A 24,627-nucleotide genomic window follows, 5' to 3' on the forward strand; every position below is an offset into this window, starting at 1 on the left:
CTGCCGAGCACCATTCTTGCCGACAGGCTTAATCATAACCATTTACTTATTATTTTTATTTCAATTCTTGTTCAATTGCTGCCTGTGCTTCATCGAGAGCTTCCTTCACGTCTTGGCCATCTTCAAAGATCGCATTCAGAGTAACCGTATTGAGCACATTGCCGATCGTCGGTGAAGCTTTTACGGATTTGATAGCTCTAATTTCGTCTTTGATTTCATTCAAAGTATCAAATGCATTTGTTTTAAAATACTGGACGTATTCGTTATCAGGGTTTTTCGTTACAGCCTCATCTTTCCATACTTCCATATTGATTGGGTCAAATCCAAGTGTATTCCAGATTTCAGTAGTAGCTTCTTTCGAAAGCTTAGCAAAAGCTACAAACTCTTTTGCCAACTGAACATCTTTACCAGTCTTAGTAACAACTGTGCCAGTACCGCCTAAGCCAACGGAACGAGGATTACCTTCTTCGAATACAGGCAATGGAGCAATTGCATACTTACCTTTAAGGTCCTTCATTTCGTTTACAAAGCGGGACATGTACCACTCAGGCATCAATGCGCTTGCGTAGTTGCCTTTGTTGTATTCGCCTTTTGCTTCTTCTGTGTCGGGTTGTCCGCCTGGGATCGTATGAATAACATTATTCTTCTGCAGGTCAACTAACATTTCAAACGCTTTAATCATCTCAGGGGAGTTAACTTTTGGATTGCCATTTTCATCTGTAAAATCAGCGTTTTGCTGAGCAAGTAACAGCGAGGCTTGCCACGTAGCGGATGTATCAGCAGTACCTAAGTACTTACCAGTCTTTTCATAAACCTTGATACCTGCTTGATTGTAATCTTCCCAAGTTTTGATCATCTTGTAGTCAACACCTGCTTGTTCGAGAATTTCCGTGTTGTAGAAAGCAAGCGTAGCACCTACGTGATAATCAAAGCCATAAACCTGGTCAGCTTTGGAGTAAATATCGACACGTGAGGGAACGACAACGTCTTTGTATGGTGCAAATACATCATTCAAAGATTCCAGTGGAACGTTGTCCCCTTCCAAGAATTTAGGGAACTGACCAAGCTCGATATCCGCAATATCAGGAGCACCTTTTCCACTTGTAACTGCCAATAAGAGCTTGTTGTGCATATCATCGTAAGGCATAACCGTTACATTCAACTTAATCTGTTTGTCTGGATTCTGTTGGTTCCATAACCCCAGCATTTTATCCAAATGCTTGCCATGCAAATCTACGAATGTCCAAAATGACATTTCTGTTGCATTCTCACCGGCATCAGCGCCTAACTGCTGTGTTTCCGTTGATGAACTGGAAGACTTACTACATGCCGACAAAACTAGTGACATCATAAGGATTGTAACGATGGAGATTAATGTAATGCGTTTTTTCATTTGTTCGTCATCCTCTCTTTTTTTGTTACTCATTTGAGATGCTGGGTGACTGGTCACTTCTGTTAATTTAAGCGGTTTCAATACGTCTCGTTACCAACCTTCTTAACATGATTCTAACCTTTCAATGAAAAGACACCTTCGTAATAAATTTCCTAATTCTGTATTGTAAGCGCTTTATAAATTGCATTATAATATATACGTAATATATTTTATATAACCAATTGATTATAAAAATCATTAAATTTTAAGGGAGATGTACTTATTTGAAAAAGCTGGTGCTCTACAAGCAAATTCAAGAAGATATTGTACAGAAAATTAAATCTGGGCAGCTTCGGCCAACGGACCGCGTCCCTTCTGAACAAGAATTAATGGACGAATTCAAAGTAAGTAAAATAACCGTCAAAAACGCCTTAACCCAGCTAGCTGACGAAGGATTAATTATACGCGTACAAGGCAAAGGCACATTCGTCTCTTCTAGTCTTGATATTTCTAGCATTGATTCTCCATTATCTCCACACAGCGCGTCGTCCTTGCCGCTCATCGGCTTCATTATTCCGACGATGGTAACCCGTGTCATTCAGAAGCTCGTCGACTACACGGAACAATTCCTGTCTGAAGCTGGCCTCAGCATGGTACTAAGCATCACGCGAGAGTCCTCCTCTATCGAATCGAACGCCATTCGTACACTAACGGGGCTCGGTGTGAAGGGATTGATCGTTTTTCCAACAGAAGATGAGAAGTACAACGAATCACTACTGCGTCTGTCGCTCGATAAATTCCCATGTGTGTTCATCGACCGCTACCTGCGTAACATTGAAACATACACGATTACATCAGACAATTACGGCGGTGCGTATAAGGCTGTCTCTCATTTGCTATCCAAGGGTCATCATCAGATTGCGCTCATCTCACCTGAGAATGCCAATACAGCCATCGAGGATCGCACGCTCGGCTTCGAGAAGGCGTACACAGATCGAGGTATATCAATCGACAAGAGCTTGTGGTGTCACATCCCTCTCGACATTCTACGCGGTAAGCAAGCATTGGACTATGTAAGCGACTTCTTGCAGGGGCATAGTGGAATTTCGGCAGCTTTCTCCTTAACCGAAGAAACCGCACGCCTTACATCGGCCGCTATCAGCCGTCTCAACAATCACTCAAATATCGATTTGCTATCTTTCGATAATCCACATCTTTCATTCGTAGCTTATGTACAGCAGGATGAACAGGAAATGGCACGTACAGCCGTAAAGCTGTTACTTGAACAAATAGAGAATATATATTCACCTAAGAATGCCGTCATTCCCGTGCAGCTCATCTTCCCCTAACTATTTCATTGGACTTTATCGACACTCTAGGAGCACCTTCAGTAGAAGTTGTCTTCTTTTGCGTTCCAGCGCATAGAGTATAACAATATATCATAAAGGTGCTAGCGGCCAAAACGGGAGATTCGCTCCACTTTGTTACGAAAACCGCTGATTCATACGGATGAAACCGATCTTCGGGTCGGGGAGTGAGTGTCAAGGAATCTCAGAGCATGATGATCATGAAGGAATATTCAAATGTCTCCAGGAACTCAATGAGGAAATAAATATGAAAATGTTTATATGAGCAAATAATTTTCTAGGCGCTGGATGGAGTAAGATCGAGTAGGGATGACATGCCGAGTGTACCGACTTGTACATCGACCGAGCCCCCACCATAGTAGATTGTAAGATATTCATGCTGATTTGAGTCCATATTTTATTCACGTTTTGTAGCCAACTATTTGTAGAATCTTTATAGTGATTATCGCCGCTGTAGCTTGCAGGAATAGTGTGATTACCAACCGTAAGATCTGACGCCTCATAGACCGCTAGTCCCCTAGCATACAGTCCCTAACTCTACTTTTCCGCCATAAAAAGTGATAGTCCCGCTAGGAACAAACGACTTACAGAGGGAACTTCTGCTATAAACGAGACCGTCTTTCCATAATCCGGAAAAAGTCTTTTCGTTCTACTTATGATACGGTTCATCGCACTATCTGTAACGGCAAGTTATAAGGCCATCCCTTTCGGGATGGCCTTTCTTGTAAACGTGGTTACTCGAGTACTCTGTCATTTTTAATTGAATTTCTTTTAATTAGTAGTCTCTAGTAAGTCTCTAGTAATCTGGAAACAATTGTTGCAAACTCTGCTCTAGTAATATCTTTTTCAGGCTTAAATGTACTGTCTGCGTATCCTGTAATAATATTATTGGATGCGAGTGCATCAATGGAATCATAATACCATGCATTTCTTGTAACATCTTTGAATGATGTGTTTCCAGTACCTGTTAGCTTAAAAGCTCGAGTGATTAGTGCCGCTAATTCACCACGACTAATCTTCTCATCTGGACGGAAGCTTCCGTCACTATATCCGTTCATCAAGCCTGATCTAGCAGCTGCACCAATAAACTTATTCGCCCAATGAGTTGGAGATACATCTATAAAGTTACTTTCTTGTCCTTCAAGTTTCATGTGCGTTGCAATTACCTTGATGGCTTCCGCACGAGTCAAACCTGAATTTGGACGGAATGTTCCATCGGAATACCCCGTCAATAATCCCTTAGCAATTAGTGCGTCAATGCTTGTTTTTGCCCAATGATTCATTGTATCTACAAAACTAACAACTTTTGGCTTATCTGCTGGTGTTATTGTTTCTGCAGGTGCCGGTGTTTCTATAGGCGTTGTTATTGCTGGAGGTGTCACTGTACCTCCTCCAGTATTTGGATGGGTTGGTCCATTATCTGTGTTTGGATCAGGATTAGTAGAGTTTGAAACGTATTGAAGTGCTGGAGCAAATGTTGTAAGTAGTCTAGCTTGACTTTGTTGCTCAAGAGCGTAGCTCATGCCTAAAACTTTTGCATCGTCCCATGCTCTACCAACCAGTTGCATAGAGATAGAATATCCGCTGTCATTCGTTCCTACAGGAACAACTACCGTAGGTAGACCCATAGTAGAGGTTAATACGCCTGTGTTACGGTCTGAACTTAATTGAGAAGCTGCTGCGTCATTGTTATATACGTCGCTAATAAAACCTGCATAAACAACAGCATCAACACCATTCGCGTCCATCCAGCCTTTGATAACTTCCTTATAGTCAGTTCTATACTTAATGTAATCTTGTACAGCCTGTTCAGTCATACGAGTTGGGGTACTGTATCCTCTTTGATTATAGATAAGCACTTTATCTGAAGCTAGTACACTTGCTCCATCAATATAAGGGAAGTCCTTATGCAACTCAATATAACGTGCCCAACCTTCAGTAGATCCATTAATACCTGAAGGACGACTAGGGCCTGATGGTACAGCTGACATTTCAACCATAGTCGCACCCGCTGCTTGAAGCTCTGAGAACTTATCCATCACTGCCTGTCCAGTATCATCATCAGCATATGCAGATACAAAGGATGCAGGAATGTATCCAATTTTCTTTCCTTTCAATGCATTAACATCCAGAGATTCCTTCCAATCCACTGGACGCTTATGATCTGCATCAGCAGTGACTGTGAAAATATCCTGTGGGTCCGTACCCGTTGTAGCATTCAATATAATAGCTAGGTCAGTTACTGTTTTAGCAATGGGACCTGCATAATCTTGTCCCCAAGTGAGTGGCAGTACACCTGTAGTACTTGCCATACCGTCTGTACCCCGGAAGCTTTTTAAGCTAGCGCCTGTAGTTGGTGCATAGAGAGATACCCCTGTTTGCGATCCCATTGCTGCTGCTGCAAAATCAGCTGCAACAGATACTGCAGACCCGCCGCTTGAGCCAAAAGATGTTTTCGATGGATAGAGTGCATTCCATGTTTGCTGCCAGCCGCTTTCACTAAAACTTCCGCTGTTAGCAAACTCAGAAGTATTTACTTTACCAATAATTACAGCTCCAGCTTCCCGCAGTTTTTTCACTTGGAATGCATCAGAATCAGGCTGCCAGCCTTCAAGAGCTTTACTGCCACCGGTAGTAGGCATATCCTTTGTATCATAAATATCTTTTATCGCAATTGGAATACCCAATAAATCACCTTTTACACCTTGTGCACGGGCATCGTCAGCAGCTTTTGCTTGGTTAAGCGCAGTTTCAGATACATGCAGGAATGCATGGAATCCCAATTGTCCCTCATCGTATACCTTGATTCTATCTAAATAGGCTTGAGTAATTTGTACAGAGGTAGTTTTGCCAGTAATCATATCCTGTTGCATTTCTGCAATGGATTTATTCTTAACATCATACGGCGATGAAGTTACTAATTCTTTAGGCGCAGGAGCATTTGGTATAACCAGATGATCTCCAGTATCAAGTCCCTCTATAGAAGATATATCCCAGTTGCTAATTGACCGAATTTGTGCGTTTGTTAATCCTGTTACATCCAGAAGACTATTAAGTCCATCTAGCATAGCAACCAGATTTTTCAACCCTTCTTCACCAGCTTCTCCAACTTGTACATAATTTACTAGGGATTTCGATTCGCCCGGCCCAATATTTAGTGAATTAATGAACCCATAGAAATTCGCTTCATTTCCATACTCAGCTAAGGGTATTGTGAATGGATCCTGTTGCTGATTACCTAGACCGGTTAATCCATTATCAAACGGCTTTGGAGATCCCACTGCAACGCCTAGCGGCTTATTGTTTTTGGCGCTACTATCTACAACAATCCATGAATCATCTGTAGTTACCTTTAGATCGCCTGAATAGGTTGCCTTAACTACTGAAGCATTTGTTGTTGTACCATATCCTAAAGAGCCACCGAATGATACATCAACTTTTATTGCCACATCATTTTTATTAGTGAAAGTATCAAAGAATCTCGTTCGATTATGAATAGTATCCACATACACCTCACGTGTTACTGTTACATTTCCTAGATTTACAGATTGAGCCGAAGTAAACTTATTAACGCCGTCATATTTCAAGTCAAACCCACGCATCATTTGACCATTCATCAGCGGAGCTGAAGGCGAGGACACTTTAACAAAGATATTGCCGAAACCTTGTACTTGTGTAGCACCAACTGTACGTAAACTTCCTGTGTCTAAGCTAGGAGCAAAAACATCGTGAATCTCCCATACTGTGCCACTTTCTGAAGTAACTCTAGTTAAAGCGTCAGCTGTTTGGAACGGAATTACACTCGTAGCAATAACAGATAACACAATTGAAGTAGCTATAAATTGCTTTTTACTCCAATTTTTTTTTGCTGGTGAATATTCAGATCGGGAGGAACCAGAATGCTCTCTTTTAGTTTCACGTAGACGTTTGAACTTATTCATGTGCGTAATCTCCTTTTCCTGTATGTATTTTATTATTTAATGTTAGGAAATATAACACTAGTATTTGTTTCAGTCAATGAATATTATAAATTTAATATATTTTGAGTTTGTTAAAAGGCGAAAACGGCTCTTTTAATTATTATGTGTAACGTATATGTAAACTATTGTGTTAAATAGATTACAATTTATGATAGGTTTTGGAGTGTCTATAGGATATTGAGTATCATCATCCGGCTGCATCACCAAAAACCTTGAATTTCACTTATCTCTATGTGAATTTGACGAAATCAAAAAGAAAAGGAACAGCTAAAAATTAACGGAGAATATTATGTTTTTCATTTCATGAAAGTGGAAGATTCTATATCGGAGCATGGCATAAAACAGAATCACTGATGATTCCAGATGCATAGCCGCAAGATCACTAATGGGCATCCTGAAAAGAGTAAAGTATCTGCTGGGAAAGAAGCCATAAGAATAGCCAGGTAGTGTATCTGGAATAAGTGGGATTTCATTGTGGAAACCACTTTAGCGGGTGGTAACGTTATAAGGCAGATGAGGATGCAAAGGAACAAGGCTTTGAAATTATTGTGTTTTATGTGGAACTAGCAGATGTTCGGCTAAATATTGAATGTATTGCTCTACGTGTGAAAAACGGTGGCTATCATATTGAAACCGAGGATATTATTAGACGCAATTTAACAAGTATGAATAATCTGATATCTTACTTAGAGTTGATTGATCAAGTAAAGTGTTATTTAAATGGATTACCAGGATGTACACAAGAAATCAATCGGAAACTACAAATTAAATATAATATGCAAAAGGAAACCAATTCGAATCAGAATCGATCGTAATTGGTTTATTTTTTGACATCACATCGTGCCCATAACCTCAAGAAATTCGATAACACTGGGGAGGACATGGAGGATCTGATCTCCATTGGCAACATCGGAATGATTAAAGCTATTGAGAGCTATCGTCCAAACAAAGGAACAAAGCTAGCCACATTTGCAGCACGTTGTATTGAAAACGAAATCCTGATGCACCTGTGTTCGCTCAAGAAAACACGTAAAGACGTATCCCTGCACGATCCAATTGGGACGGACAAAGAAGGTAATGAAATTACACTTATCGATATTCTTGGCTCCGAAGCTGATGATGTCATTAAAGAAGTCGATCTGAAGATCGAGAAGAGTAAAATATATCGCAACCTAGATATTCTGGATGACCGGGAGAAAGAAGTTGTGGTGGGTAGGTTTGGGCTGGATACAGGTGGAGAAGAGAGGACACAGCGGGAGATTGCTAAGGAGTTGGGGATCTCGCGGAGTTATGTTTCGAGGATAGAGAAGAGGGCGCTCATGAAGCTTTATCATGAGTTTTATAAGGCTGAGCGGTAAACTCATAATCACAAGGTAGTATCCGTTAACCGGCATACATAGAAAGCTTCAAGGACCATATTTAAATTTTTTAGAGAAGATATAGTTCAGCGAATTTTTGTATTAAACCAACTCATAAAAATACATGAGAAAGGGAGAGGGAAAATTGTTAAGTGGTGCTCTGAAGAGTACATATATCCAGTCATCTTTTGCGATTGGGCATATTGCATTTTGGCTGTGAAGATATTTAGCTGTTGTTGCAATTAAAAAGAAAGGTACGGAAATCTTTGGTTAATACAACACAAAAGCTTATTAAATATAACTAGATTTGAGTATCAAGCGAAATAAAAAAACCACTTATGCTCGGAAATCCCAAGCTTGCTTAAGTGGTTAATCGTGCTTTTGAATCTTATAACAACCTTAAGTTGTCGGGTTCAATGCCCCTTGATACTCATCCATTAAATTGTCGATAATCTGCTGTACGGACAAAATCTCTTTAATCTCATGAACTCTGGACCCAGCAAAAACCAATCCGTTCTTAACATCTCCTCTAAGGGAAGTGAGCAGGGATTCCATTGTACAGAAGCGATGTGAACAAACCTTTAGACAATTATAGCATTTGACTATCTTTAATTTGGCATCATCACTGATCCGGTCCGTAAATTCATTCCGAATCGCTCTACCTTCTAGACCCACAGTAGACTTGATTAGGACAGTATCTCCTTGCTGAGCATCTACATACTTTTGCTTGAAGGCTAAGGGAGCATCACACTCAAGGCTAGCCACAAAACGGGTACCCATTTGAACACCAGATGCGCCGATCCGAAGGGCTTTTGCGATATCATCCCCTGTTAGAATTCCACCCGCAGCAATAACAGGAATCGAAACGGCCTCTAAGACTTCAGGAAGGATATCAAACATGGATCTGTCTGTACCTAAATGGCCTCCAGCTTCGAACCCTTCCACAACGACTGCGGAGGCACCAAGTCTTTCGGAAATTCGGGCTAATTTGGCGGATGAAACAATAGTTACGACAGGAGTACCATATTCTTTACCCCAAGCATAAATATCTCTAGAAATTCCGGCTCCGGAAATAATAAAGTCAACCTTTTCCTCCAAAGCAATCTTCATTTTTTCGGCAAAGTCCTTCACTGCGAATAGTACATTCACACCGATGTAGCCATTTCCTTTAGAGAGTTCTCTTGTTTTGCGAATATGCATTCTCAGCTCATCAGGAGTAATCCCTGTACCAGAGATGGTGCCGATCCCGCCTGCATTGGCTACAGCAGCGGCTAGTCCACTTAAGGATATGCCTACACCCATTCCACCTTGAATAACAGGAACTCTCGATTTAATATGTCCGAATTGGATTGTTGGAAGTTTCAATTACACACCTCTTTTGCAAGTTGTTGACATTATTAATACTCCTCTAGAGTAATAAGATATATCGTAACACAGCTAATTCTTTCCCGGATGTGACTGTAAACATGCTCAAACTATGTTAAATATCATGTCTTTCAACTGTTAAGTTGTTGATATCAAGTGAAAATTTAAGAAAACGAAGTGACTATTAAAAAAAGGACAATGAATAACAAAAAAAAGAGCCATCCATCCGGTAAAACCTTCATACTTCTATCAACGCTTTTCTATCAAGAAAGTGGATTTTGACATCGTATCGTGTCCACAACCTCAAGAAATTCGATAACACTGGGGAAGACATGGAGGATCTGATCTCCATCGGCACCATCGGCCTGATAAAAGCTATTAAGAGCTATCGTCCGAACAAAGGAACCAAACTAGCCACATTTGCTGCTCGTTGTATTGAAAACGAAATCCTGTTGCACCTGCGTTCGCTCAAGAAAACACGTAAAGACGTATCTCTGCACGATTCGATTGGGACAGACAAGGAAGGTAATGAAATTACACTTATCGATATCCTTGGCTCTGAAGCTGTATCATGAGTTTTATAAGGCGAAGCGGTGAGGATATTAGATAATAACTTAAGATTCACTATAGAGTGTTTTAAAAGCGACTTGCAAAAAGGGAGTTGCTTTTTTATGTGCGCCCAGCATTGGCGATCTATAGGGTTGAAGTTCCGCATACATCGTACAAAAATGGCAGACCTTGCGGCAAGCGATAGAAGAAAGAACCTATGAACCGAGTCCCTCCCCTACATAGAATTAGAAGGAATAACGGAATCGTGCAAAAAGTAACTTTCTTTGCTAAATAAAAATATCCATCATTCTTATATAATAAAGGTGACAAGGTATCATAACAAGATGCAGGTTATTCTGTAGTAGTCCGGTATTGTACAAATGTAAGAGAAGTATATGCATGAAGAATGGTAAATCATCAATGCCCAAGAAGACTAGACGTTGTAAGGAGACTTCGGTTTCTCCCAACAAGGAGCTTGGATCAACATAAAATAACCTCCGCGAGTGAGAAGGATAGGATGGATGCATCATGAAAAGGTACGGGGCGGTCGTGATAGGCTGTGGTTATATGGGCTCTCTCCACTTGGACGCGATATCACGACAGGTGCGGGTCCGGTTGATCGGCGTGGCGGATTGGAACCGTGACAGGGCCTCCTTAGTGGCAAGCCAATACGGAGCTGAGTGTTGGAGCACGGATTACCGGGTCTTGATAGAGCGTGATGATGTGGATCTGGTCATTATCGCCACGTACCCGTCCTCCCATCTGGGGATCGCAAAAGATTGTCTCGCTGCAGGGAAGCATATCCTATGCGAGAAGCCGATGGCGGGCAATGCACGGGAAACACAGGAATTCATGAAGCTGGCCCGTGGAGCTAAAACCAAGGTGCTGATCGGTCACATCCTTCGCCATAACACTACGTACCAGGCGGTTATGAAGATGATCCGGGAGGGCGCCATCGGCTTCCCTTTGGTCATCCGGCTATCCCAATTGAAGCCCTCCAAAAATTGGGCTTCCCACTTATCCCTGCTCCGGGACGTCTCGCCGATCGTGGATTGCGGCGTCCATTATATCGATGTGATGCGTTGGGCTACAGGGGCGGACGTAGTAAGCGTCAATGGGATCGGGCAGCGTCTCTACGAAGAAGTCCCGCCGTATACTTACAATTACGGACTCATGACCCTCCGTCTGTCGGACGGCTCCATCGGCTACTTTGAGACAGGGTGGGGCAAGGGGCTTCCGACTGATAACCGGAAGGAATTTATCGGACCGGCAGGCCGGATTCGCATCATATACAAGAACGAACGACCGCGAGAGGATCAGCATCTGGGGAATCTGATCGAGGTCGAAGACTACCAGAAAGGAGCGGTCCGGCAGATCAATATGGACTTCTCCGTAAAGCCTACGGGTGCCCAGCTGGACTATTTCCTGTCCATGCTGGAGAACAACTTGCCCCCTATACCGGCAATGGAGGAAGCTTGCCGGGCGATGGAGATCGCTCTCTTAGCCGACCGGGCGATCCATGAAGGAATTACGTTACCTTGCGCGAAATAAGGGTTGACCAACATGGTGATGGTAACAGGGGATGAACCGGTGCATGGTGTACACCTGCTGAGGAATAAATTGACCCATGCAAAGTACGGCAGCCGACATCAGTCAGTCGAACTGAGGGATGTATACGGTGCCGTCGGGTACCACCCGCTGGATCATCAACGGATTGCAGGGCTAGTAAGCTCCGGAGCCATATTCCGGGAGGTTCCATTCGGCGAGGTGAAGGTAGATTTCGACGCATTGCAGGAGAACGGATACGGGGGGATCTGACCATCGATCGGGAAGTGGGGGATGCGCCCGAGGGGATATAGAGTGTGCAGTTCCATCATCCGCCAATACAGGTAACGGCAGACGGCCGTGCGAAATTTCGGGGATCGAGACTGCGTATTGGAAAACCGGTAAGTCGCGGGTCTAAATAATCAAGTTAATTAATAGGGTTGTTTTGCTGTGTTAGCCTAGTGGGATTTCCAACCGAAGGGAATGAACCATGGAAAGAAAATTAGAAACCTTAGTGATTTCCCGCCTGATAAATCAGACGGATGTTTCAGTTACAGAAGATTTCCAGATCATTAAACAGTATCAATGGCTTAAAGGATATAACCCGGTCGTTACAGCAAGATTAAATTACAGTCAGGAGGATCTGAAGCTTCAGTTTAAGGTTTACGAACAGAATCCAATACGAACATATAGAAACATGAATGATCCTGTGTATAAGGATAGCTGCATCGAGTTCTTTTTTCAGCCTTCTCCGGATTCGGACCAGCGCTATATGAATTTCGAATTTAATGCGAATGGCGCAATTCTCTTGCAGATAGGGGCGGATCGGTATGATCGCTTCCCAATCACTATCAATCCAGCACTTTTCCAAGTCCTATCCACCACGGATCAGATTAATGATAAAGGGGAAGCGTATTGGGAATTAAGCTTTTCGATCTCATGGGCATGGGTACAATCTTATTTTTCGGATTTTCGGGCAGTGCCGGGAAAAAGGATAAGAGGAAACTTTTACAAGTGCGGCGATGAAACGGTTTATCCGCACTTTGGAACATGGAGCAAAGTTCATTCGAACAAACCAGAATTTCATAGAAGCTGTGATTTTGGGATTCTGTACTTAGAGTAACTGCGAAATGCAGGTTAATGAATAACTTCCGAAGCCGCATATACGGGGTTGGAGGTTTTTTTGTCGTAGTAGACACATCGAACAAATGTCATATTGGCAGCGCAAGGATACTATTATTTTAAAAAATCACCTGTTTTTTAAACTTTTAGAAGGGAGTGTCGTTATACTGTTCGACAATCTACTCGTGCGCACGGTAGTTGGCCAAGTACGAATGGAGGCAGGTAATGATGCATGTAGTTATCCAGCAATTGTGCAAAAAATATGGCAGTAAACAAGTACTGAACGGAATTAACCTGACATTGGGTACGGGTATGTTCGGCTTACTCGGTCCCAATGGGGCGGGAAAATCAACATTGATGCAAATATTGGCAACAGTAATACCGAAAACATCAGGGGATGTACAAATTGGACATTGCAAGCTTGGGCGGGATGAACGTGAAATTCGTGGCTTGCTTGGCTACCTGCCACAAGAGTTTGGCGTATATCGCAAGTTGACAGGCGCAGAATATCTCGATTATGTCGCGTCCATGAAGGGCATTACAAATGGAAAAGTCCGGAGGAAAGCAGTAGCCGAAATGTTGCGCCGAGTCAATCTGGAGGAGAAGCGCCATGTGCGTATAGGCAAATATTCTGGCGGGATGCGGCAGCGCATCGGTATTGCCCAGGCGCTGCTAGGTGATCCGCAGTTCATTATTGTGGACGAGCCTACGGCAGGGCTTGATCCCGAAGAACGCATGCGATTTCGTGATATGCTGACTGAGCTGGGTAAAGATCGTACTGTGCTACTGTCTACACATGTCGTCGCCGATATTGATAATAACTGTAAGAGTATGGCGATTATGAGCGGAGGGCGCATCGTATTTCACGGTACGCAAGAACAATTGCTCCAGCGTGTGCAGGGACAAGTGTGGACGGTCCAAGTGGGTGATGAGAAGCTTGCAGAGCTCAAAGAAACTGCAGCCATCGTGACTGCAAAGCGTTCAGGAGCCGGCTATGAGGCGCGTGTTCTTGCCAGTTCTGTCCCATTACCTGGAGCAGTCCAGGCAAAGGCAGGACTTGAGGACGGATATATCGGGGTCATGAGAGCGGGGAATAGCCAATGAGCCTGATTCGCTATTACAAAACAGAGTGCAAGCTACTGCTGCGTGGCCCAGGCTTGTATCTAATGCTGGCAACTGTGGTCGGCATCCTGTATTTGATGTTTCAGAACGCCGATGCCAAATTGGATCGTGCAGTATACGTGATGGATATTTCTGAGGTGTATTGCCTTGTAGCCCTCATTATTTTGCCTTTGCTGGCAACAGCGATAGCACGGCGGGATGAAGAATGGAAGACAGCAACCATGATGGCTACCTTTCCGTATCGAACATGGGAAATGGAGGCTGCACGCTTGCTCTGTGCTGTAACCCTTCCGTTAGCAGCTGCGCTCGTGCCGATGGGGGCTTATGTATGGTTGGTCGTAAATGATGGCATCTCATGGGGAATGCGTGAATGGTATACCTCTGCTGTATTGGCTTCCTTTGCCATCCCGATGTTATTTGCAACTGTAATTGCCTACTTAGTAGGTATCCTTATCCGCAAGCGATACAGTTACTTGATCAGCTTCGTCCTGTTGCTTAGCTTGGCAATTATTTTACCGGAATTTTTTAAGACCGATCGCCCTTCTTTTTCATTACCCCCTCATACGCAGATTTGGTTCGATTATTCACTAGTTAAATATATTGGTAAGTCTTACTCACGTATGTGGGGATTTATATATGATCCGGCATTTTGGCTGCATCGCGGCATCGTTGCAGCTTTAGCAGCAGGAATGGTCATGACTGTTCTACTTGTAGTATGTAGACGCAGGCGGGAACGGGTCAAGGCATGGCTTGTCTATCCCACGATGCTGATTCTAGGTGCAGCATTGTTATGGGCAGGTAGTGCGATGTACGGATACCTGCAGGAACGGGCAGATATTGCGGATGCCAATGAACGTTTCTATCGCGAACGTCTTACTTCAGCCAATGATATCACGCAACAGCGTGAATTGGAGCAACTGCTCGTTGCTGGAATTGCAGCGGGTAAATATTCGGAGGCGGATATTGAGGAAATGTCTCGGATCACCCTTAACACAAACGGGAATACCAGCAATCCGCTCTCGGTATCGCATATTAAAGATCTGCTTGTCGGAATGAAGTTCCAGGATCTACACATTAACAGCTACAAGCTGAAGTTGGAATTACTGCCGCGGCATGGGTTAGAAATACAGGCGACGATGCAAGCAAGCAATGGACAAGCGGCAACACTAGAGCGATTCCCAATCATGCTGCGACATATCTTTGATGTACAGGAACTGAAGGTGAACGGTGCTGCTGCTGCCTATGAGTGGGAAGAGGCTACAGATGTACTTTGGATCAAGCCTGCAACGGATGTTATGCCAGGGGAGCATCTGGAGATCGAGATGACATATAGAGGTACCCTAAATGATTGGCGGCATTATTATTCCGTCGCTCCTAGCAGGGATAGATGGGAGCAGATCGCTGTTGTCGACGATAACAGGATTTTCCTGCCAGCTTTCTATGGCTGGTACCCTGTTATCGGCAATAGCCGGCTATCGGAATTGCTTACCGATCACTACGAATGGGGGCGTCACGCTACAGATATTCTGGACACACAACTGCCGCGCCCTATGGCGGGCTTTGAAGTTGCTATCACAGGGCCAAGTGGCTTGAAACTGTTCTCCAACGCCTCTGTCATTACTAGTAAGATGGCTGGAGAGAAGGGAGCGACCATCACGCGCCTGGAGCTGGATGAAGCAAGCGGACTTACATTATTTGGGGGCGATCTGCAACTTGCAGAAGCGACGGCAGACGGCAAGACGTTGCGTCTGTTGGCATCTGGTCAATTGCCTGCCCGTTCTGTCGAAGAAGCAGCACAGTTCGCAGCCAGGCATTACGCCCAAGCGGCGCGTACTTTGAAAAAGTTGGATGGAGAAGCTGCAACGAGTTTTCCCCAGACGGTTACTATGGCACTTGCCGATTATCCGTATTATAGTTTGAATATGGTGAGTATGAGCACCCTTGGCATGGTAGATGCATCAGTTGGAGGTCCGGAAGCTCGCGATGTCCACTTTTTGTCTAAGGTGTCTGTGTCAAGTTATTTTGGGGCGGAAATTGATCGAGGGAAAAATGGGAATATCCAACTGAGAACGGGGCAGTACTGGCTTGATTACAGTGCCAAACGTAGAGAGATTAGAAATGCGAGAATGTTAAATTTAAACGCCCAATATACACTGAATAACTTTTTTCAGGCTTATAACGAGCTCAAGCTGGTCGGAGGGAAACTGCCAGATCGACTGTTCGAACCTGTTAGCAGCTATTTTTTGAACGGTACACCGAATCAGGTTTATGACCTTATGAATACCATATACAGCCAGTACGGTATTGAAAGTGTCTACGATGTCATCAAGCTTGTCTATGACAGTATTGGCACAGAGCAGCTAATCGAGGACATTGATGAACAAATGGAAGCGCTTCTGCGAGGCTATTTGCAAAGGAAAATGGAGGGAGGACAATGAAGGTTGCCCTCATTCTTTTGTCCCGTGCAAAATATGCTTGGCGCATCCTATGGGGCGGCTACTTGCTAGCTATAGCTATTATTGCGGCGCTGATAGCAGCTGGTTGCCTCATGCTGCCAATGATGATGCCCTCTCCTGGTTTTTATCATGTCAAAGTGGCTTTTATATTTGTGCTGCCTTTACTTGCGATTGCCTTGAGTGCTGCCTTGTTCGCCGATGATTTCAGTGAGGGTACTTTTGCCCATCATTTCAGCTATCCATATTCACAATTACTCGTGTTCGCCGAGCGAGGAGCGGTCGCTGCGCTATTGCTAGTTATCTATGAAGCAGCGTTGCTCTGGGCAATTGACCGCTGGGCGATCGTTTTAAGTACGGCACAACTAGCTTACATAATTAAACATAGCCTCAGTGTGAATATGTTCCTTGGCGGTCTGGCGGCATTGGGCACTCTGCTAGGGCGCAATATGGCTGTCGGGCTAGGAGTGGGGGCAACGGTGTGGCTGCTGGAGTATTTTATGTCCAGTATGCCGCTCAATCGGTACTATTTATTTCAAGCCGTCTGGCCGGTGAGCCGGTTCACAGATAAATCGCATAACGCTATCGCATTATTTGCAGCAGCTGGAATACTGCTTTTCTGCTGTATGCTTCTATTGGGGAAAGGCAGAGGTTGGCTCGTGTGCAGGCAATAGTGCTGAGCGAGAAAGGAGAGAGTCAAGTGAACAGCAGGGCTGTTGTTACGGATGAGCAACTGCTCGAGCAATACAAGCAAGGGAATACAGCCGTGCTGGAGTTGTTCGTCTATCGGTATCATCAGACCATCTATGCGTATTTATACCGACTGACCAGCAAGCGTCAGCTCGCAGAAGATTTGGTGCAAGAGTGTTTTGTCAGAGTATTCACGGCTTTGCAAGCTGGTCGGTTGCCTGAACGGTTTCGACCATGGATTTATCGAATTGCGACGAACCTGTGCCGTGATGTATGGAAGTCCGGAGCTTATCGTTATGAAGTAGCGGCTAAGGATACCGGAGTGTATGATGCGGCAGATGGCGGTAAGGATACGGTAGCGTCTTTTTTAGACAAGCAATATGAGCGTGAAGCAGTCATTGCTGCCCTTGGCGCTTTGCCTGAGGAGGAGCGGCAAATTGTTATTTTGCGTTTTTATGAGGAGCTCAAGCTGGATGAAATAGCCGAGTTGCTGGAACTGCCGCTTGGAACGGTCAAGTCCAAGCTGTATCGGGCGTTCAGGCGACTGGCCCATACATTGCAGAAAGGGGAGGATCAGGATGAGTTACATATCCGGAGCCGGTAGCGCCGATAAGGCTAGTCGCGACAGTCAACTGCACAGGGAATTGCAAGAGCAGCGGCAACTAGAGGAAAAGGGTGAAGCAGCAGCGGATCGATGGGAGCATGACCAGATCGGAGCCGTATTCAGCCAACTGGATCGCTATACCGTCGATGGTCCCAGCGGCCAGCAGACGGAATCTCTGCTGGCGCTTGCCGCCACATATGCCACACAGCCTGAGTGGGCGGTTGCTGTACCCTCTTCCAAGCGAGTGGCAAGACATGACAGGCCTGGGCGGCAAGCAACTGTCGCTATATCTTTACCAGTAAGGCTTATGCAACGCATGGCAGCTCAGGTAAGGACGATGCATTGGCTGTTTTGGCTTACATCAGCGCTTATGATTGGCATAGGAGCAGTCGTTGAGGGGCTGGTAGCAAGTGAATGGTTCAGTAGCTCTGCCAAGCCGGATGTATTTTTATTTACGATTCTGTTGCTTCCTGTAGCCAGTGTGGCCTATTCACTCCGATCCATGCATAAGCCAATGAGTGAGCTTGAGGCGACCTTTCCTGTTACACCCGTACAGCTTATGGTAGCCAGAATAGGAACCATACTGCTATATGACCTCCTTCTAGCGCTGTTGTTTTATGGAATACTCGTTATGACGGGTACCAGCGGTGAATTCGGATCTAACACTACTTTACTGATCACAGATCTATTACTGCCGATCTGCCTGAGCGCTTTTGCAGCGCTGGCTGCAATGCTTCGTTTCGGGACATGGCCTGGTACCGCGGTTGTGCTCGCAGTGGGCGTCATCCAGTTTTCCACTGGCGAGAGGCTTGGCGTATTTCAATTGTTCAGCGAATACGGGTCCGAACACTGGCTTGCAAGCAAGCTTGTTGCTGTTAGTCTGGCAATAGCGCTGGGTGTTATAACAAGTATTTTGCTGCGCCATCGGCATTATTACAAGCAATATGGATAGGAGGGAAGAGTGGTGCGAGGAGCTGAGCTAAAACTTACCGCGGTTGAACTTCTTGCAGATAATGGTCACCTGCTGCTAGGGGATGTGAATCTGGCTTTGCCGCCAGGCTGGTATGGTCTGGAGGGCGCCAATGGCAGTGGAAAAACAGCATTGCTCAAAGCGATAGCTGGTCTATACCAGCCTGTACGCGGCCTGATTACCTATCAGCTTCATGGCGTGACGTTGTCAGGCAATGCTTTCAAGCCTTATCTGGGCTACAAGCCACAGCAGGCAGCGTACTATGACAATATGAATGTCGAGGCATACTTGCGTTATGTGGGTGAGATGAAGCTGATGCCACGGGCAACCATTGAGGAACGATCTCGTGAGCTAAGTGAACGGCTCGGGCTTACTGCCGAGTGGAAAACGCCCATTCAGCGGTTGTCAGGCGGCAACAAGCAACGGCTTATGATTGCTCAGGCGATGCTTGCTGATCCATGGTTTCTGCTGCTGGATGAGCCTCTCTATGGCATGGATATCGAGATTCGTTTCCTGCTGCTAGACACGTTGTACGAAATGACACCTGGCACAGTCGCAATCTTTTCAGGCGCTTTGGAGGGCCTACAGGGAGGTTGGTTGGATGCTGTGATCAAACTTGAAAATGGTACAGCGGCGCTGCACTGATGCAGCGCCGTTTTCTATATTAAATCATCCTGCTGCGGCTGCGAAACTTGCCTGGCGGATAGCCAGACATTTGTTTGAACCATTTGCTGAAGGGGTGGATAAAGTCGGCCTCTAGATGGCTGGCAATGGAGACTCTTCTACTCTTATCATTGGCAAAGAACGGGGAGTTTTGAACACAAATAAAATAATGAGAAGTGACAGATTGCTTGGGTAGTGTTGGGATAATATCAATAATTGGCGAACCAGCCGATGGAATCAATGGCGTGATTTTCTCTTTGAATGGAGATTTTTTGGTACCTTATTGTCAGTACAATCATACAGAGAAAAAAAGGAGGAGAACCCAGAATCATGCACACCAAGAATAAGGGGAAGTACAATGATTTTTCGAGATATTTACGGATAGCCAATTGTTGCGGAAGAAGACGAAACACTTCCCTTGGCTCATCCTGATTTGATGTTGTTTTTGCTTAACACCACAAATGTAATTGATAGTGTTGATTATAGACTGTTCAAAATAAAGGAAACAGCTATCGTTCAATTTTTTGTAACGGACGCATTTAAACAACTAGTGGAACTCCATGACCTTAAGGGCTTAGATTTCTCAGAGGTATACGATTCAGCTTTTACTGCAGAAAAAGAAGAAGAGCAAGAACGTAATTACCAAGCTGCCCTTGATTTCATAGAGCGCAATAAAGGAATTGAAGTTCATATGATGAGGCTCGTTTCCTTATGGAGCAGGAAAAAGTTGTTGCCAGCGGAAAGTGGAGAATGCAACTAGATGAGAATGGGGAGCTATGGCTTGCGAATTTTACACCTGATTTGATTTATTGCTGGGGCCAGCCAATTTATATTCCTCCTGTGTTAATGCTTTTTCAATGGCATGAAGTAGAGAAGTCTGAAATTAACTTATAGAACCCGGTGGAATGAAATATACTCTTATGAAGCTTTATCATCATTTTTAAAAGGCTAAGCGCTGAGCTTAAAGTCATAAGTTAGATCCGTTAACACTAAAGTTTTACAAAGGCGACTTATCTGCGGACGGGTTGCTTTTGTTTTTTTCAGTTCCCATCAAAACAATATAGTCCTGACCGATCTGCTTATCCAAATCATTGAATACTATCAATAAAGATAACCGTCAAACAATAGAATATATGATATAATGACGTGGTTGTTGTAAGGTGCAATTTTAATATGAAAAATAGGATGGGCAATATGAAGGGTTATCTTTATAACGTGGATAAAAAACGATTGATTATTATGGTTATCGGCAATGTATTTCTGGGCATGGGAATTAGTATTTTTAAGCTGTCCGGCATGGGGAATGATCCCTTTAGCGGCATGGTAATGGCACTTGCAGAGTGCGTGGGTATAACATATGCAAATTTTCTGATCTTGCTGAACCTGGTATTGTTTGTAATCGAATTCATCACCGGACGAAGGTATATTGGAGCAGGGACTTTTGTAAACGCAATCTTTTTGGGGTATATCGCTACGTTCTTTCATAGTACTTGGCTATCTCTGTTAGGCGAACCTCAGCTGTTATGGCAGCGGGTGGTCGTCGTAGCGATTGGCGTGGTGGTATGCAGTTTTGGGGTATCCCTGTATCAGACATCGGCTGTGGGAGTCGCTCCTTACGACAGCCTGTCCCTGATTATGAGGGATAACGTCCCGAAAATATCTTATTTTTGGCACCGGATGTTTACGGATGCTCTTTGTGCTTTGATTTGCTTCCTGGCAGGAGGCATTATAGGCTTAGGAACTCTAGTGTCCGCACTTGGTTTGGGACCCATTATTCATTTTTTTGATGTGAATTTTACGGAGAAGCTGCTGGCAAAAAAGCGTCCAAATTAAGAAAGGCGGGGCAGACCAATCTGCCCCGCCTTTTCTGTAATTTGAAGGTCCATTTTTAATGAGTAAATGCACTCTTAATGTTATTTTTTTTATGAACATCTTCCGTGCCGCTATCCAAGGCGGTCTTGTAGTAGAAGCATTTATGGTCTATGACTTCCATCGTTTTTCTCAATTCTTCCATCTGTGCTTCTACAGAAGCTTTCCGCTCCAGGAACATATCATATCTCTGCTGCAAGGTGGAGTCCCCTTCAGAGCACCACTCAATGAAATGTTTTATTTCCTTAATCGGCATCCCGGATGACTTCAGGCATTCAATTACTTTTAAAGCATCCATATCCGTTTCTTTGAAAATGCGTTTCCCGCTGGGGGTTCTTTCTATAAAAGGCAAAAGCCCTTCCTTGTCATAGTAACGCAGGGTATGTGATGTCATATTAAAATATTCTGCAACTTCACTTATGGAGTATGTCTTCATCATCTATCTCCAGTCTTAATTATATTTTATGCTTGACTTAGAGTTAACTTTAAGTAATAACATAGGTTTTGTAAAGTCGGCGTTACAGCTTTTTATATTAACTAGAAGAGAGGTTTCACTATGATAAAAGTAAATGCACGTGCTACATTCAGTCAGGAAGGCCCGTTCAAGCTAACTACAATCGAACGCCGGAATCTGCAGCCGCACGATGTTCTTATTGAGATTAAATACGCTGGCATTTGCCACTCGGATATTCATACAGCCCGCGGGGAGTGGGGACCGGTTAAGTATCCACTTGTTCCAGGGCATGAGATCGCCGGTATTGTCAGCCAGGTCGGTTCCGAAGTTACAAAGTACGCAGTCGGCGATCGTGTAGGGGTTGGTTGTATGGTTGACTCCTGTGGAGAGTGCAGTAATTGCCAAAAAGGTGAGGAGCAGTATTGCCTGAGTGGAAATACGGGCACCTATGGAGCTATCGACCGGCATGGTCACTATACTCAGGGCGGATACTCCACGCACATCGTTGTAACAGAAGACTTCGTGGTCCGGATTCCTGATGCTATTCCGCTTGACGCGGCTGCACCGCTTTTGTGTGCAGGAATCACCACCTATTCACCGCTGCGCCATTGGGGAGCCGCTCCCGGCAAAAAAGTAGCTGTAGTGGGTCTTGGCGGGCTTGGACACATGGCTGTGAAGATTGCTCATGCCATGGGAGCTGAGGTTACTGTGTTATCACAGTCACTGAAGAAGAAGGAAGACGGATTGCAATTAGGAGCGGATCATTATTATGCGACCAGCGATCCGGAGACATTTAAGCAGCTTGCCGGTTCATTCGATCTTATTGTGAATACAGTAAGCGCACAAATTAATATTGATGCCTATCTTTCACTTCTGGCATTGGATGGTACATTAGTCAATGTTGGTGCGCCCGCTGATCCATTGGCAGTTAACGTATTCTCGCTGATCGGCCACCGCCGTTCGTTTGCCGGGTCGATGATTGGTGGAATCCGTGAAACGCAGGAAATGCTTAATTTCTGCGCTGAACATAATATTGCTTCTGAAATCGAGGTCATTTCTGCTGACCGGATTGATGAAGCTTGGGAGCGTGTGCTTGCTTCAGATGTCCGTTACCGGTTTGTCATCGACATCAGCACGATGGGGAACGAATAAGAGACACCTTCATTCTTGACCTCGGTTCGTGGCCACAACCTCAAGAAATTCGATAACATAGCGGGAATTTGCTAAGGAGCTGGAAATCTCACGCAGTTATGTTTCGAGAAGAGAAAAAAGGCGTTGTTGCATACAGCAGCATATGTGTATAAATGCTAAATAGGCAGAGCAGTGCTTCTACCATTGGGGTAGGAGGACGGCTCTGCTTATTGTCGTTGCTGCAATTGAATATTTTGGTTCAGCTGATTCTGCCGTTTTTATGAAAAAGCTGATTCTTTAAAGGTTGGAATTTTTAAAAATCAGGTTGAAAAATGCTATTTTCCCTAAAAGAAAATCATGACACAATAATAATAAAGCGCTTACTTCATTAAAACATCCCAAGTTCATGAAGACTCTATACCACTTTTTGAAAATATTTACGATATTAAAAGTCGTATCTGCTGGCCGAAATTGCGGATTCCAAGCAAAGGTTGAAATTATTAAAAAAGTTGGTACTAAACGTTTAACTCAATAACTTAAGGGGTCAAACGGTTAGACATATCTATGTAATTATGAAGGGGGAGAGGGAAATGAAAGTAGGTAAAGCATTCGGGGTAGGTATTCTTTCAACTGCACTAGCGTTAAGTGTCATTGGCTGCGCGAAAGACGAGACAAACACAGCAACCAAGGCATCTGATGCACCCAAAGCATCTGAGAACGCAACCTCCAAGCCTGAGGAGAAGGTCAAGATTATCTATTCGATGTGGGGAAGTGCGGAAGAGGGAAATGTAACCCAGGGAGTGGCGGATAAGTTTAATGCTTCTCAAGACAGAATTGAAGTAGAAGTACAAGCAATTCCTTGGGAAAACTACATGACTAAGCTGAATACAATGGCTACGGCAGAGCAATTGCCTGATACAGGGATGCTCAGAGAAGATGGGGTCGTTCAGTGGTCTACCCAAGGCATGCTGAATGATGTAAATACAATGTACGAAGGAAGCGACAGCAAACCACTGGATAGCTTAGCCTACAAATATCAAGGGAAAACCGTAGCCTACGCGGCTGCCAATGAAATCTTACTCCTCTATTACAACAAAGATATGTTTGACAAGGCCAATGTACCCTATCCCCCAGCCGCTTTAGACAAAGCGTGGACATGGGACGAATTTGTAACAACAGCAAAGAAGCTGACCCTTGATAAAAATGGTAAACATCCTGATGAGAGTGGCTTTAATGAGCAGAGTATCGTACAGTTTGGCGCATCCGTTGAAAACTTACCATGGCAGCTTGAGACCTGGGCGCTTGGTAATGGTGGAGGGTTCTATTCGGGTGATGGGACTGAGGTGAGAATTGGAGAAGACGCCAGTATAGAGGGAATTCAGAAGGTTGCAGATCTTTACTTGAAGGATCATGTTGCTCCGTTGTCTGTCGGACAGACTGATGATGGCATTCAACGAACCATCATCGCGGGAACTGTTGCCATGGCTACTAACGGTGCGTGGAACGTGGGAACTAGTCTGAATACGGCCAAGAATGAAGGCTTGAACTATGGCGTCGCAGTATTGCCTTACATGAAGGATAAGGTTACTCTCAACACGGGTGGCGCCAATGTCGTCTTCTCCCAGACTAAGCATCCAAAAGAAGCGATGGAATGGCTGAAATGGTACAACTCAGAAGAAAATAACTGGGGCCTCATTAGCTCGGGGATCTGGATGCCGACACTGGAGAAGTGGTACACGGATGAGACCCTTACCCGTAAATGGGTCGAAAATCCTAACTTCCCTGTTTATGACGAATATAAATCTGCAGTAGTCGATTATGCGCAATCACCTGCTGTGAAGCCTGCAGCGTGGTTCTATACGAATCATACGACGGAGTTTAACACCTTGCTCGGGTCGGTTCTAGGGGATGTATGGACTGGAAAGACGACCGCTAAGGATGCTATTTCTAAAAATCTCGATGCGTTGAAAGCAGCCCATTCAGGCAATTAATAAAGTTCGTAAAAGACTGGCC

The 24,627-nt window shown here is 44.4% G+C and carries 20 protein-coding genes and 1 pseudogene; 17 read left to right on the plus strand and 4 right to left on the minus strand.

The window, feature by feature from the left end:
• Positions 1-55: 55 nt before the first annotated feature.
• Positions 56-1,393 (minus strand): ABC transporter substrate-binding protein, encoded by a 1,338-nt coding sequence (locus MHH89_RS29040; RefSeq protein WP_042185834.1) that lies wholly within the window; start codon positions 1,391-1,393, stop codon positions 56-58.
• Positions 1,394-1,656: 263 nt separating this feature from the next.
• Here MHH89_RS29040 and MHH89_RS29045 point away from each other — a divergent pair, with 263 nt between their 5' ends.
• On the plus strand, positions 1,657-2,721 hold the full coding sequence (locus MHH89_RS29045) for a GntR family transcriptional regulator (protein ID WP_076219034.1): 1,065 nt from the start codon (positions 1,657-1,659) through the stop codon (positions 2,719-2,721).
• A gap of 803 nt (positions 2,722-3,524) precedes the next feature.
• Here the strand turns inward: MHH89_RS29045 and MHH89_RS29050 are convergent.
• Positions 3,525-6,680 carry an amidase family protein gene (locus MHH89_RS29050; RefSeq protein WP_341088677.1) on the minus strand — a complete coding sequence of 1,052 codons (3,156 nt, stop codon included), beginning with the start codon at positions 6,678-6,680 and terminating at the stop codon, positions 3,525-3,527.
• A gap of 854 nt (positions 6,681-7,534) precedes the next feature.
• On the opposite strand from MHH89_RS29050, the gene sigK reads away from it, so the two are divergent.
• Complete coding sequence (sigK, locus tag MHH89_RS29055) at positions 7,535-8,077, plus strand: RNA polymerase sporulation sigma factor SigK (protein ID WP_341088678.1); 543 nt, start codon at positions 7,535-7,537, stop codon at positions 8,075-8,077.
• A 399-nt stretch (positions 8,078-8,476) separates the two neighbouring features.
• On the opposite strand, the gene MHH89_RS29060 is transcribed toward sigK, so the two are convergent.
• Positions 8,477-9,442 (minus strand): NAD(P)H-dependent flavin oxidoreductase, encoded by a 966-nt coding sequence (locus MHH89_RS29060; RefSeq protein ID WP_036675848.1) that lies wholly within the window; start codon positions 9,440-9,442, stop codon positions 8,477-8,479.
• A gap of 248 nt (positions 9,443-9,690) precedes the next feature.
• On the opposite strand from MHH89_RS29060, the pseudogene MHH89_RS29065 reads away from it, so the two are divergent.
• The 13 genes and pseudogenes from MHH89_RS29065 to MHH89_RS29125 form a co-directional block, all read left to right on the plus strand.
• Positions 9,691-10,008: pseudogene (locus tag MHH89_RS29065) on the plus strand (sigma factor); the annotation flags it as partial.
• Positions 10,009-10,512: 504 nt separating this feature from the next.
• Positions 10,513-10,635, plus strand: coding sequence for a hypothetical protein (locus MHH89_RS29070; protein WP_341088679.1), 123 nt, complete (start codon positions 10,513-10,515; stop codon positions 10,633-10,635).
• On the plus strand, positions 10,595-11,542 hold the full coding sequence (locus tag MHH89_RS31400) for a Gfo/Idh/MocA family protein (RefSeq protein WP_256719255.1): 948 nt from the start codon (positions 10,595-10,597) through the stop codon (positions 11,540-11,542). The genes MHH89_RS29070 and MHH89_RS31400 overlap by 41 nt, the downstream gene beginning before the upstream one ends.
• Before the next feature lie 39 nt (positions 11,543-11,581).
• Positions 11,582-11,809, plus strand: coding sequence for a hypothetical protein (locus tag MHH89_RS29080; RefSeq protein ID WP_143766440.1), 228 nt, complete (start codon positions 11,582-11,584; stop codon positions 11,807-11,809).
• A 217-nt stretch (positions 11,810-12,026) separates the two neighbouring features.
• Positions 12,027-12,659 carry a carbohydrate-binding family 9-like protein gene (locus MHH89_RS29085; RefSeq protein ID WP_076125364.1) on the plus strand — a complete coding sequence of 211 codons (633 nt, stop codon included), beginning with the start codon at positions 12,027-12,029 and terminating at the stop codon, positions 12,657-12,659.
• A gap of 224 nt (positions 12,660-12,883) precedes the next feature.
• Positions 12,884-13,762, plus strand: coding sequence for an ABC transporter ATP-binding protein (locus MHH89_RS29090; protein WP_256715762.1), 879 nt, complete (start codon positions 12,884-12,886; stop codon positions 13,760-13,762).
• Positions 13,759-16,218, plus strand: coding sequence for a hypothetical protein (locus MHH89_RS29095; protein ID WP_340977173.1), 2,460 nt, complete (start codon positions 13,759-13,761; stop codon positions 16,216-16,218). The genes MHH89_RS29090 and MHH89_RS29095 overlap by 4 nt, the downstream gene beginning before the upstream one ends.
• Complete coding sequence (locus MHH89_RS29100; protein WP_076125360.1) at positions 16,215-16,907, plus strand: hypothetical protein; 693 nt, start codon at positions 16,215-16,217, stop codon at positions 16,905-16,907. The genes MHH89_RS29095 and MHH89_RS29100 overlap by 4 nt, the downstream gene beginning before the upstream one ends.
• 26 nt (positions 16,908-16,933) lie before the next feature.
• A complete protein-coding gene (locus MHH89_RS29105; protein ID WP_076125358.1) occupies positions 16,934-17,527 on the plus strand; it encodes an RNA polymerase sigma factor in 594 nt (197 codons plus the stop codon).
• Positions 17,502-18,479: a hypothetical protein gene (locus MHH89_RS29110; RefSeq protein ID WP_076125356.1), complete on the plus strand. Its 978-nt coding sequence runs from the start codon at positions 17,502-17,504 to the stop codon at positions 18,477-18,479. Before MHH89_RS29105 ends, MHH89_RS29110 begins: the two co-directional genes overlap by 26 nt.
• 12 nt (positions 18,480-18,491) lie before the next feature.
• The gene (locus MHH89_RS29115) at positions 18,492-19,142 is read left to right on the plus strand and encodes an ATP-binding cassette domain-containing protein (protein ID WP_076125354.1); all 651 of its coding nucleotides are present in this window, start codon (positions 18,492-18,494) and stop codon (positions 19,140-19,142) included.
• Between the two features lie 436 nt (positions 19,143-19,578).
• A complete protein-coding gene (locus MHH89_RS29120; RefSeq protein ID WP_076221106.1) occupies positions 19,579-19,920 on the plus strand; it encodes a hypothetical protein in 342 nt (113 codons plus the stop codon).
• 413 nt (positions 19,921-20,333) lie between these two features.
• Positions 20,334-20,993 carry a YczE/YyaS/YitT family protein gene (locus MHH89_RS29125; RefSeq protein WP_340012087.1) on the plus strand — a complete coding sequence of 220 codons (660 nt, stop codon included), beginning with the start codon at positions 20,334-20,336 and terminating at the stop codon, positions 20,991-20,993.
• Between the two features lie 55 nt (positions 20,994-21,048).
• Here MHH89_RS29125 and MHH89_RS29130 read toward each other — a convergent pair whose 3' ends face one another.
• On the minus strand, positions 21,049-21,465 hold the full coding sequence (locus tag MHH89_RS29130; RefSeq protein ID WP_076218374.1) for a MerR family transcriptional regulator: 417 nt from the start codon (positions 21,463-21,465) through the stop codon (positions 21,049-21,051).
• Positions 21,466-21,585: 120 nt separating this feature from the next.
• Between MHH89_RS29130 and MHH89_RS29135 the strand changes: the two genes are divergently transcribed.
• Together MHH89_RS29135 and MHH89_RS29140 are read left to right on the plus strand one after the other, a co-directional pair.
• Positions 21,586-22,635, plus strand: coding sequence for an NAD(P)-dependent alcohol dehydrogenase (locus MHH89_RS29135; protein ID WP_076185356.1), 1,050 nt, complete (start codon positions 21,586-21,588; stop codon positions 22,633-22,635).
• Positions 22,636-23,204: 569 nt separating this feature from the next.
• A complete protein-coding gene (locus MHH89_RS29140; RefSeq protein ID WP_341088681.1) occupies positions 23,205-24,605 on the plus strand; it encodes an ABC transporter substrate-binding protein in 1,401 nt (466 codons plus the stop codon).
• The last annotated feature ends 22 nt before the right edge of the window (positions 24,606-24,627 follow it).

Source organism: Paenibacillus sp. FSL H7-0323, assembly GCF_038002725.1.
In the GTDB taxonomy this organism is placed as follows: Bacteria; Bacillota; Bacilli; order Paenibacillales; family Paenibacillaceae; genus Paenibacillus_AQ; species Paenibacillus_AQ odorifer.